This is a genomic window from Litchfieldia stipae (genome assembly GCF_014837155.1).
In the GTDB taxonomy this organism is placed as follows: domain Bacteria; phylum Bacillota; class Bacilli; order Bacillales; family Bacillaceae_L; genus Litchfieldia.
Map to the genome: position 1 here is coordinate 41,632 of NZ_JACYHA010000014.1, position 11,588 is coordinate 53,219.

10 protein-coding genes are annotated in these 11,588 nt (G+C 38.3%); 3 read left to right on the forward strand and 7 right to left on the reverse strand.

The window, feature by feature from the left end; genetic code table 11:
• Positions 1 to 12: 12 nt before the first annotated feature.
• Genes F7888_RS15570 through F7888_RS15580 form a run of 3 tightly spaced genes read right to left on the reverse strand, consistent with a single transcriptional unit; the run spans position 13 to position 3,159 of the window.
• Positions 13 to 1,131 (reverse strand): GerAB/ArcD/ProY family transporter, encoded by a 1,119-nt coding sequence (locus tag F7888_RS15570; protein WP_191781020.1) that lies wholly within the window; start codon positions 1,129 to 1,131, stop codon positions 13 to 15.
• 12 nt (positions 1,132 to 1,143) lie between these two features.
• The gene (locus F7888_RS15575) at positions 1,144 to 2,343 is read right to left on the reverse strand and encodes a Ger(x)C family spore germination protein (protein WP_318246306.1); all 1,200 of its coding nucleotides are present in this window, start codon (positions 2,341 to 2,343) and stop codon (positions 1,144 to 1,146) included.
• Positions 2,344 to 2,379: 36 nt separating this feature from the next.
• Complete coding sequence (locus F7888_RS15580) at positions 2,380 to 3,159, reverse strand: spore germination protein (RefSeq protein ID WP_225228829.1); 780 nt, start codon at positions 3,157 to 3,159, stop codon at positions 2,380 to 2,382.
• A 156-nt stretch (positions 3,160 to 3,315) separates the two neighbouring features.
• On the opposite strand from F7888_RS15580, the gene F7888_RS15585 reads away from it, so the two are divergent.
• Positions 3,316 to 4,752 carry a DDE-type integrase/transposase/recombinase gene (locus F7888_RS15585; RefSeq protein ID WP_191781024.1) on the forward strand — a complete coding sequence of 479 codons (1,437 nt, stop codon included), beginning with the start codon at positions 3,316 to 3,318 and terminating at the stop codon, positions 4,750 to 4,752.
• 232 nt (positions 4,753 to 4,984) lie between these two features.
• Here F7888_RS15585 and F7888_RS15590 read toward each other — a convergent pair whose 3' ends face one another.
• Entirely contained in the window at positions 4,985 to 5,791 is an 807-nt protein-coding gene (locus F7888_RS15590; protein WP_191781026.1) for a spore germination protein, read from the reverse strand.
• A gap of 360 nt (positions 5,792 to 6,151) precedes the next feature.
• Positions 6,152 to 7,771: a M20/M25/M40 family metallo-hydrolase gene (locus F7888_RS15595; RefSeq protein ID WP_191781028.1), complete on the reverse strand. Its 1,620-nt coding sequence runs from the start codon at positions 7,769 to 7,771 to the stop codon at positions 6,152 to 6,154.
• A 136-nt stretch (positions 7,772 to 7,907) separates the two neighbouring features.
• Between F7888_RS15595 and namA the strand changes: the two genes are divergently transcribed.
• The gene (gene namA, locus F7888_RS15600) at positions 7,908 to 8,924 is read left to right on the forward strand and encodes an NADPH dehydrogenase NamA (RefSeq protein ID WP_191781030.1); all 1,017 of its coding nucleotides are present in this window, start codon (positions 7,908 to 7,910) and stop codon (positions 8,922 to 8,924) included.
• Positions 8,925 to 8,983: 59 nt separating this feature from the next.
• Here the strand turns inward: namA and nfsA are convergent, their stop codons facing one another.
• Positions 8,984 to 9,733 carry an oxygen-insensitive NADPH nitroreductase gene (nfsA, locus tag F7888_RS15605; protein WP_191781032.1) on the reverse strand — a complete coding sequence of 250 codons (750 nt, stop codon included), beginning with the start codon at positions 9,731 to 9,733 and terminating at the stop codon, positions 8,984 to 8,986.
• Positions 9,734 to 9,851: 118 nt separating this feature from the next.
• Between nfsA and F7888_RS15610 the strand changes: the two genes are divergently transcribed.
• Positions 9,852 to 10,274, forward strand: a complete 423-nt coding sequence (locus tag F7888_RS15610) for a GNAT family N-acetyltransferase (RefSeq protein WP_191781034.1) — start codon at positions 9,852 to 9,854, stop codon at positions 10,272 to 10,274.
• 54 nt (positions 10,275 to 10,328) lie between these two features.
• Here F7888_RS15610 and rnz read toward each other — a convergent pair whose 3' ends face one another.
• Complete coding sequence (gene rnz, locus F7888_RS15615; protein ID WP_191781036.1) at positions 10,329 to 11,252, reverse strand: ribonuclease Z; 924 nt, start codon at positions 11,250 to 11,252, stop codon at positions 10,329 to 10,331.
• Between the last annotated feature and the right edge of the window lie 336 nt (positions 11,253 to 11,588).

Here is an 11,588-nt window from a genome sequence, read left to right on the forward strand (position 1 = left end):
AAGCTTCCCTCTTTAGTGAGAGGAACTTGCTTTTTCTCTTGCAGTCACTAGTTTTTTCTTAAAAATCAGACCAAGTACAAAGACTAGAGCAAGCACACCGATTCCAATCACATGAGCCACTCCCACCCAATAGGTTTCGGTAATCTTCATCGCACGCTCATGATCAAAAACAACCCAATAGCCATAACCAGTTAATACAAGACAAACAGGGAGAATGACGCGACGATAATCTTTTAATCCTAACAACCGTTGAATCGATACAGTGGCACAAAGAAATGTCATCATAATCTGTGTCAAGACCGATAAGGCAAAAAAGGCAACCATAAACATTTCATAGCGATGAATGAAATGACCAATTTCAGCACTTCTTGCCATCTGCATGCATGAAACAATATATTGTCCGGTCACTTCAGCTGACAAAACACCAATCTCTAAAATCGGCCAGATCGCAACAAATAACCCTCCATAAGCAATCCCTGCAAGTCCTGACCTCTTCCAAACGTCTGGTTTTTTTACAACAGGTAGAATAATACAAGACATCATAATTGCCATTAACCAGTCTGCATTATGATGTCGGCTAGCCCAAACTGTTTTCACTACTCCAGATTCAAAGACAGGCATCAACTCACGAACATCGAACTTAGGCACAGAACCAATCATAATTAAAATATTCAACGCTAGAATCGAAAACACACCAATCAAGGCCATCCTAGCAATCACTTCAACTCCGAAATAAATAGCATAGGCACCTAAAAGAAACGCTACCATAACAACTAGTAGAATCGGAGCCTCTGGTAAAAAATAATCTTTAATATGATACACGAACGTGGCCATAATGCTTCCATATGACACAAGGAAGAAAACAAACAAAAGAAAGCTGATTAATTTCCCTAACCATTTCCCACCTAATACTTGACCTTGGTGGATTAAATCTGATTGTGGCAGCCGTTTAATGATAATGACCGCGAATAAAATAATTAATAGTCCTTGTCCTATTGACAAGAGAGTTGAAAGCCAAATGTCATTTCCAACCTCCCTGGCCATGGACCCTTGAGTTACACCAATTGCTTTTGCATAAACCATATTTATCATCAAGGCCATGAACATTCCATTTGTAATTTGTACCTTCATAGAACACCTCTTTTAATTCCCTGACTTTGTAGGATTATACAAAAGTGAGGATTCATTTATATGAACAGTTATGTTAATTTTCATTTTTACTGAAGGTAATATATTTTCCCAATCATCCTTCATACTTTTCCATTCCATTGGATATTTATTATTTAACACCTTACCAAGGTGAAGGAAATCCGTCTTTTCTTCTTGAGCTTTTTTGAATACAAATTCCATCTGCCCCCTAGTAATGTCTGCAACCTCTTCTTCTAAATCCTTCACTTCCTGCCTATCTTTCAAACTAAATGGGCAGCCTGCTTCAACAACACTTACAAAAATATCAACTGTTGCTTCGAAAGCTGGCAAATTATTTTTAATAGAAGGTCGAAGATCAAAGGATTGACTACGAAGTTCAAGACTCATTTTTTTAGACGGATTTTTAGGACAATTAACAGCAATCACCCCAGTTTCTACTGTTTCAATAAATGGTAATAGCCCTGGAACCTCCTCTGGTTGAATAATACCAGTAAGCTTATCACCCTTAAAAAAACCGGCACCAGCCAACTCTACCTGTTTGTAAGAGCCTGCTTGTCCTTCCTTCTTATTAGATACTCCCCGTGATTGAAGTCTTACTCTCGAAAGAATAGGCTGTGTTTCGTGACTTAAATAAGCAGATTGTAAGTCTAACATTTGTGTACGTGGTGCCTGAACAGAAATTTTGGTGTAACGAAATAATTTATCAATTGCTTCACCAGGTACTACTTCTAAACCTGTCATCGTCGAGATTACTTCACTTGCCTTATCAGGAGTAACCACAACCCACGTCCTCATCCGTAATTGAGGATTTCTTGTAAAAAAGTCAATGATATCAGAAATCCCAGTTTCTCTTGCAAGATCCTCATTGATCACAATAGCATAATTATGTGCCCAGAATACACGTCGTGAAGAGAAGGTTGCTAGATTACGAATTGCTTCAAATATGGTATCTCCTTCAGCACTCGCTGACCATATAGGATCACCTGTTTGACCTGAAGGTGCACCTGTTTGACCTCTTGAATCAGCTGGACGTGCAACTTGAACAGTGACTTTCATTGCCCCTTCTTTTTCACCTTTATCTAATCCAACAGCCATGACTAATGCGAGTTCATCAATCTCTATTTTTCCAACACAACTAGTCACTAATGGAAGCATAAGAAGACATAACGAAAATAAAAGAGTTTTTCTGATCACATGCACTGCTCCTAACTTCATAATATTTCAGCTCAATTACTGATTATTTCCGCTCCCTTTTTTAGGAGGTTCAGGGCGTTGGTGCTTTCCAACTCTACTTTCTACTCCTTCAGCAAGCTGTGGTTGTCGCTCCATCTTCCACCATGGCATTCGAATCATTGAATCCTTTTGATCAGAAGGCTGGAATGGTGTAGCAGGAGCAAGATACGATTCTCCAAAAGAGCGAATCGTAAAGGCATGGATGGCCAATAGTGCAAACATCGTAGCAAACCCAAGTAAACCAAGGGTACCTGAGGCGATTAATAATGGAAAACGAATAAGTCTAATTGAAAATGACGCCGCATAATTCGGAATGGCAAATGAAGAAATTCCTGTGACAGCAACAACAATAACCATTAATGGAGAAACAAGTCCTGCTTGAACTGCAGCCTGACCAATAATTAAGGAACCAACGATACTGACCGCCTGACCAACTGGCTTAGGCATTCTTAAACCTGCTTCTCTCATTAATTCAAAGGCAATTTCCATTACTACCGCTTCAAGCAATACAGGAAATGGAATGACCTCTCGACCAGATGCAATTGTTACCGCCAGCGGTGTTGGAATCATCTCTTGATGAAAACTGACAAGCATGACATAGAAAGAAGATAAGGTTAAGCTAATTACAAAAGCAATATAGCGAATCAATCGAAAGAACGTTCCAGACATATATCTTGAATAATAATCATCACTTGCCTGCAAAAATTGCCAAAAATAAGTGGGTACAACCAAAACAAATGGAGAATTATCTACAAATATAGCAACTCTCCCCTCCATGATTGCTGACGTATTGTCAAAACTTTTATATTAAAAAAGTTAATAATCCTTAATTTAAAGGGCTTTAAATGCAAAAAACTTGCCACCCCCGTGAAATTAGGTTAAAAGTGAGGTTACCACACACTACACCTAACCCTAATACAAGGAAGTGACAAGTTGTACCCTCAATTATTAACTTATTTAATGAAATTTATCAAGTATCAAGATCAGGTAATTCGAACATTACTTACCTTATTGATTGGTAAAGGCATGTTTGAAAAACCTGAAGAAACTCCTGTTAATAAACCTTATCGTAAGCTCCAGGTGGATGATCTTCCGATCATCGAACCCCTTCAAAAGCTGGAATACAGGAATCTTCTCACAGAATATCAGGAGAAAAACGGTAAACCGTTAAAGCCTGTTCAAAGGCGACTAACTGCCAAGACAATGGTTCCTAAATCTATGAACTGTCCAAAGTGTGGTGCTCCATCGGATTATCTTTACGCCAATAACGGAGGCAAAGGACAGTATCAGTGTAAGGTGTGTACTTGTGTATTTAACGATAAAAGTCGCTATTTGAAAGAGGCTATTTTGAAGTGTCCTCATTGTTCTAAAACACTTGAGAAAGTCAAAGAGCGAAAAGACTTTGACGTATATAAGTGCAAGAATAATGACTGTTCCTACTACCAAAGAAAACTGAATGGTATGTCTCCAAAAGAGAAAAAACAGTTTAAAAAGGACCCACAAGCCTTTAAGCTCAGATATATTTTTAGACAGTTTCGCATTGATTTTAAGCCCTTGTCTAAGTCTTCTCCCAAAAATCCTAAGGTAGATTTATCGAGGCTTTATGTTTCGCCTCATACTTTGGGGCTCATTTTAACTTATCATGTCAACTATGGCCTTTCGGCCAGGAAAACGGCTGCACTCATGAAAGATGTTCATGGGATATCCATCTCACATCAGAGTATTTTAAATTACGAGAATGCAGTAGCCCTTACATTGAAGCCTTACGTAGATTACTACCCATACGAACTTTCTGATCAGTTCTGCGGGGACGAGACCTATATCAGGGTGAACGGGCGTTGGCATTATCTATTTTTCTTCTTCGATGCGGTAAAGAAGATTATTCTGTCTTACCCTGTATCGCCAAATCGGGATACAATGTCGGCGATTCGTGCCCTTGATGATGTTTTAATAAAAATGAAAGAGATTCCTAAAGATCTTACCTTTGTGGTGGACGGCAATCCTATTTACCTTTTAGCCCAGCACTTTTTTGCCCAACATGACATTCACTTTGATATCACGCAAGTAATTGGGCTCACCAATGAGGATCCGGTGTCAAAAGAGTATAGACCACTCAAACAAGTAATTGAAAGGCTTAATCGCACATTTAAAGGCAATTACCGCTCAACACACGGGTTTGGTTCTGAACATGGTTCCGTGTCTTTTGTGACCTTGTTTGTGGCTTACTTTAACTTTTTACGCCCCCACGCTACATTAGAAGGGAAGGTGCCAGTTCTCAATCCAGAGTTACAACAACTACCAAATATGCCAGCAAGGTGGTCTAAATTAATTGGTTTAGCCCAAGAATGGCTAATTGACCAATCAGCCTAACTTTTTGTTTAGCAGAGCCCTTGAACAAATCAGCAAGCGGCGAAGCGAACTCTTGACAAACCGAACTTGCCAATGGTTTAAAATGGAAAAACCAAGGGCTATTAAGCATGCCTTCTTTTTGTCCCCGTCGCCCTTGATAAAGTGAAGTCTAACCATTGGCGTGTTTGTCAAGAGCGATTGCGTGGCCTTCCCACATAATAAATGGGAAAGCACCTACCCACCTATCGAGTTTTCATAGAACTTTTGACACTACCATTGCTGAAGCAACCTTATCTGGTCTTTCAGTACTTAAAACGGTAGTAAATGGTGAATATGGAGCATCTCCAATGAGTTCCTCTATATAACCACTATCCATCACACTGTCAATCTCAATTTGCTCTAGCCGATTTTTAACCTCCTCGACAAGCCCTTCCTTTACTGTCCCTTCAAGGTAGGCAATATTAACATCTGTTTTTGATTTCGTCCCAATCTTCATCCCTTGTAATTTAAAAAGTGGATCACGAATCCTTCTTCGAACGAGAGCTGTGTTTGTGCGAATATTTTCGGTAAATCCATCCCTTGGTCCACGAACGACCTGTTCAGTTGCTGGATCTTCGACAGATCTTTCTTTCCAACCCTTAGTGGAAGCAATGAACGCTTTTTCGGAATCATCAATGATAATAAGAGAATCTCCACTTAATATCGCATCCACAGCATCCGCAATTGTGTCAGTAAGTTTGACATTATGCTTTGCCAAGATTTCATTTTTGAGTTTCTCAGCAAACTCAGAGCCCTTGACTGATTCATGTATGCTAGAGAGCAACTCATTTCCACGATAAACTAGCAAATCAAGTACAGCATTCACATCAAGAGAATTAACGAGCCCATCAGCATAAATACACGTCCCCTTAAAACCTTTATCCCGATCATGGAAGACAAATTCTCTATAAACAAGGTCATCATTATGGCTAAAAATCTCTTTAAATAACGAAAGAGTCTCATCGTGACTTTGATTAATTTGTTGCTTGAGTATCTGTTTGACTTTTTCTGGGTGATTCATAAAGTCCTCCCTCTCTATCCTAATAAGATACTTTCCCCTAATTTTTGGAACACTATTCAATTGAATGAAAGAAGTTAGATTCGGAGAAAATGAAGAATAATAAGTGATGAGGTGAGATTTTGGATATCTATCATTCTTGGATTTACCAATACATTTTGAACACACGTTGGATGATCTGGGGAATTGTTGGAATGGTATTCATCATTAACATTCTAGCCCCTATCCATATATGGTTTGTTATGAATAGTAAATCCATGCCATTTACTAAAAAAAAGAAAAAAAAAGAAGCGCCTAAAAAAAATTAACCCGCTAAACCTAAAAAAAGAGTGCCCTTTAATGGACACCCAAGAATTAATAAAATTAGTTTTTTAGAAGATTTTCAATTGTAAAGTGTAAGAAGTCTGGCAAGATTTCAAAGGCATAATTAATATGTAGCCTCTCTGTCCATTTATGAGCATCTCTCCCAATTGGGCCAACATTTATCACTGGCATATTTAACAGACGCAATTGCTCTAATGGCAGTGAATATCCCCTGTCGTACAGAGGCATATTCCCGGTTAATGAAGCTAACGATGCTTCTGAATCCTGCAAAGTCGTGTAGCTTAAATCAGAAAGGCCAGGAAAATAATGTTGCTGTATAAAATCAAGACCATACTTTGTTTTACCAAACTCTAAAAGCTGTTGGAGTGTTGTATGAATCATTTCATTTTCGCTAGAGTACACCGCTGGATAATATGGTGGACTATAGAAAATAACAATCATCGGGGACAGATGTGTGCATAGTGAAGCTAGTTCTGTAACAATCAATGTTGAAAGATTACGATCATCAATACCCTGATTTCTTTGAATGAGATTACTTTGTCTAAGCTCGAGTTCTTTCTTCCCAATTCTTTCACTAGCTGCTTCATAAAGCTCTTCATAGGTTACTACATTTATCTTCACCTGTTGTGGCTGAAAATCCTGTAGACTAGCAAATTTAGTCGCTTGAGTCATATAATGCTCTTCAATCCGTAAAGATGAGCATTTTGCTATTCGTACCAATGAGTCTGTTATTTCCTTTAAGCTTCTCTTCATCATTAATAGATTAAAATATGAAACAGCTATGTGAGGAATTTGAACAGAGTACCCCTCTTTTAGATCTCTTTGAATTAAATTCGTCGGTGGCGGTGTCACTTCATTCCCTAACATTTCACAGAAATCAACATTCAGTTCTAATTCACGGTTCAGTTCAGATACCATATAATTTGCATTTAGACCTGAGAATGGCTCACCTACATGTGTTTCTTTTCCATAGCAGAGAAAACCTGGCAGAACCTTTCCAAGAGAACCTGTATATATATAATTGTTTGTGTCACCAGGAAAGTTTGAGAACATCGGCTCTGAATTAAGACAGGCTTTATACTGTAAACCATGGAGTTCTGCTAGGTCCAAAAGAGCTGGTACTGCCTGAATCATTCCCGCTGAATTAACCTCTTCGTCTGGAACAGTAAGCATTAAGATATTGCCAGAGAACTCACCGAGTGCTGCTTGCTCAATCATTGCCATATGAAGAGAAACACCTGCTTTCATATCCATGACACCTCGACCAAATAACCACTCTCCTGTCCGAATATCCTTTTGAACGTCTTTTGGAAGGATATCAATCTGTTCTTCGAATCGTCCAGTTAATTTTAATGGATTGAAAGCATCCTCCTTATAAGGACCATAATCTTCAACATCCACGACATCAAAGTGACTGACTAAGACAATCGTTTCTGCCGCATCATGCTTTTTCACAAGCGCAGTTAGAAATTGTCTTCCATCATCCATCGAATGAAGCTGTAAAAATGGCTGATGCTCCTGAAAATAGATGAGCCTATTAAGTTCACCATAGATCTTACCTGGTAAGATTTTTTCAATTTCTGATCCAGTTACACTAGCTTGTCCTACAAGCGTCGAGAGTAGCTTAACTAAGTCTTCTTTCGATTGCCAATGAGGCATGTCTCTTCCTCCCAATCAAGTAAAGTTGAATGTATTTTACCACATAAATATTCTGGTGCAGGAAATATGACTTGAAGTAAATGCAAATGCTATAATTGCTTAGGTAGTCTAAAATCAATACATAGGAGGTTCCAGAGTGGAAACAGCTCTTTTTTCACCTTATACGATTAAAAACGTAACAATAAAAAATAGAATAGTTATGTCACCAATGTGTATGTATTCTAGCCATGATGAAGATGGTAAGTTACAAGATTTTCATTATACTCACTACACTAGCCGCGCAGTAGGTCAGGTTGGCTTAATTATGGTAGAGGCAACTGCAGTCACTCCTCAAGGAAGAATTTCAGCAGGTGACCTAGGAATTTGGAGCGATGACCATATCCCAGGATTCAAGAAACTCGTTCAATTACTGAAACAATATGGTGCAACAACTTCCATCCAAATCGCTCATGCAGGTCGAAAAGCAACCATCGATGGAGAAATTATTGCCCCATCTGCCATTGCCTTTAATGACGAAATGAAGCTTCCAAAAGAAATGACACTTGAAGATATTAAAGAAACAATCCAAGCATTTAAAGATGGTGTTCGCCGTGCAAAAGAAGCTGGCTTTGAAATCATCGAACTACATGGTGCACATGGCTATCTTATTAATGAATTCTTATCCCCACTTTCAAATAAACGAACGGATCAATACGGTGGAAGCCTAGAGAATCGCTATCGCTTCTTAAGTGAAATTATTGAAGCTGTCAAAGAAGTATGGGACGGACCACTACTTGTTCGTGTATCTGCTAATGATTACAACCCAGAAGGTCTTGGTGTAGACGATTATGTTGAGTACGCAAAAATGATGAAGAAGCAAGGTGTTGATTTAATCGATGTAAGCTCTGGTGCACTTGTCCCTGCGCGTATTGAAGCATATCCAGGCTATCAAGTGAACTTTGCTGAAAAAATCCGTCATGGTGCGAGCATTGCAACAGGAGCAGTTGGTTTGATTACAAGTGGCTTACAAGCCGAAGAAATCCTTAGAAATGAGCGTGCTGATTTAATCTTTGTTGCACGTGAACTATTAAGAGACCCATACTGGCCAAGAACGGCTGCTAATCAATTGGGTGTAGAGATTGAAAGTCCCAAACAATATGATCGTGGTTGGTAAATAGCCATTTATAAAAATACAGGGTGACACTAGTGGTCAGCCTGTATTTTTATTGTTACTTACTTCAAAGATAATCCCTGCTTATTTATATAATCCTTCATATACGTTCTCTTAGGAGCCTGCATCATATTTGTCATTTGTGCAGTCCACGTATCATTTCGTTTTCCACCAGTACGCTCATGATAATAGGATGAAATTTCTTGATTATATTCCTCGAGCTGCTGTTTAAATAGATTTGTATCTTGTTGATATTCATCTTCATGATAGATATTTGAAAATGGCAGTCTTGGCTTTTTGCTTGATTCTTGCATCGGATAACCAATCGCAATTCCAAAGAGAGGTAACACGCGCTTTGGAGTCTTCAGCACTTGCTGAACCTCCTCCAAATTATTTCGAATTCCACCAATATAACAAGCTCCAAGGCCCATTGATTCAGCAGCAAGCACCGCATTTTGAGAAGCTAATGCAGCATCAATTAACGCAACCATAAAGGTCTCTGTTGTTTCAAGTGATGCAGGCATATCCTTGCCTTCTAACTCAGCCGCCATTTCATGCCGATTTAAATCGGCACAAAAAACAAAAAAATGACCGTTGTTTTCTACATAAGATTGATTTCCAGCAAGCTCGGCTAATTTCTTTTTCTTTTCGTGATTCTTCACGCCAATAATAGTATAAGCCTGAACAAAGCTAGACGTAGATGCAGCCTGAGCACTTTCAACAATTAGCTGAATTTGCTCTTCAGTTAGTGGTTCATCTGTAAACTTCCTAATTGATCGATGATTTAAAATAGTCTCAATAGTTGAATTCAAAAAAATCCCTCCTTATCTATAGTTATATCAAAAGAAAACAATAAAGGCATCTGATTAACCTCAAAAGCTTAAGTTGAATATACATACATAAAACTAGAGGCGAAGAGGGGAGAAAACTGTGACGATACGAAGGGCAACACAAGAAGAAGTACACCTAATCAAAAGCTATGGTGAAAAAGTACGTATAGAGGCTTCACTGGGGTACCTTGCTAACAGTCCATATGCAGCAGACGAACTAAAAGGATTTAATGACTATCTCATATCAGAAGAAAACGGAGTGCTTCAAGGCTGGGTTTTAGTAGGAGAAAGCTTTGACTTTTATACAAGTCAACCCACTGGGATGATTCTTGAGTTATATGTCTTTAAGGAGTTCCGTAATAAAGGATTAGGAAAAAAACTAGTCCACACCGCCGTCTCCTATTTCAAACATATTGGACTCAACCGGGTTCACTTAAATGTGTTTGCTGGAAATCATGCAAAAAAACTATATGAGAAATTAGGTTTTCATGAAGTATCAACTGTTATGGAGAAAAAAATATAAGCTGGAAATGGGAGACTCTATTCAATTGGTCTCCCACTGCAGCTTTGATAATGCTTAACGCCCTACATTACATGTATATAAGTCAGAAGCAAGAGAGGTCGGCGGGAAGATTTCCTTTGCTTCGTCTTCTAACCTCTTCACTTCTTCATTCTGATATCTAGAGCTGATATGTGTTAAGATTAAGTTTTTCACATTTGCTCTTTTAGCAATTGTTGCTGCTTGAGAAGTAGTTGAGTGATAATATTCATAAGCCAACGTCTCATCATCAGCACAAAATGTCGCTTCATGTACAAGGATGTTTGCGTCCAATGCCAACTCTAAGCTATTTTCACAATAACGAGTATCACCAAGAATTGTGATCACCCTGCCCTTTTGGGATGGACCGATAAAATCATTTCCATTAATAACTCTACCATCATCAAGCGTAACCATTTCACCAGCTTTTATTTTTTGATAGATTGGACCAGGTGGAATCGCCAGTTTCTTTAGCTCATTTACCAATAACGTACCTGGGAGATCCTTCTCAACAATACGGTATCCAAAGGAGTCAATCCCATGCTCTAGCTTTTTGACGATAACCTTGAACTCTTCATCCTCAAAAAGAGTACCTTCCTTCTCAATTTCATGAATATGCAATCGATATTTCAAATGAGTTTTACTAAGTGAAAGTGATGTTAAAATATATTCCTTTAACCCTTTTGGACCATAGACGGTTAAATCTGTTTCACCACTTTGGAAAGATCGACTACCTAAAAGTCCTGGTAAGCCAAAAATATGATCTCCATGTAAATGAGTAATAAAGATTTTTTCAATCCGTCTTGGTTTAATGGGCGTATATAGAATTTGATGTTGGGTTGCCTCACCACAATCAAACAGCCATGTTGTTCCCCTTTCAGCTAATAGCTGCAGAGCAACTGAGGAGACATTCCTCTCTTTTGCTGGCACCCCAGCACCCGTACCTAAAAAAATCAATTCCACTTTTTATCCCCCTTTACCAAAACAATCAAACAAGATGATTGAAACCATCAAAAAAAATGTATAAACTAAAAAGAACTGTTAAAAAAATCCTTCATAGTTATATAAAGACATGAACTCATTTTACCCTATGAAGGAATGATTTCACAAACAACGAAATCGATTCCAACGTGATTAAGCACTATGTCGTAAGTATTAATCATGATAAAAGGTAACACTAATGAAGAATTTATTAACAATTCATTGGATTATAACGCCAAATTTTAAAAATTTCTAACAAATATACGTAAATGTTTGATTTACCTATCATAAAGAGCTAAAATTAACTATTTGTATAGG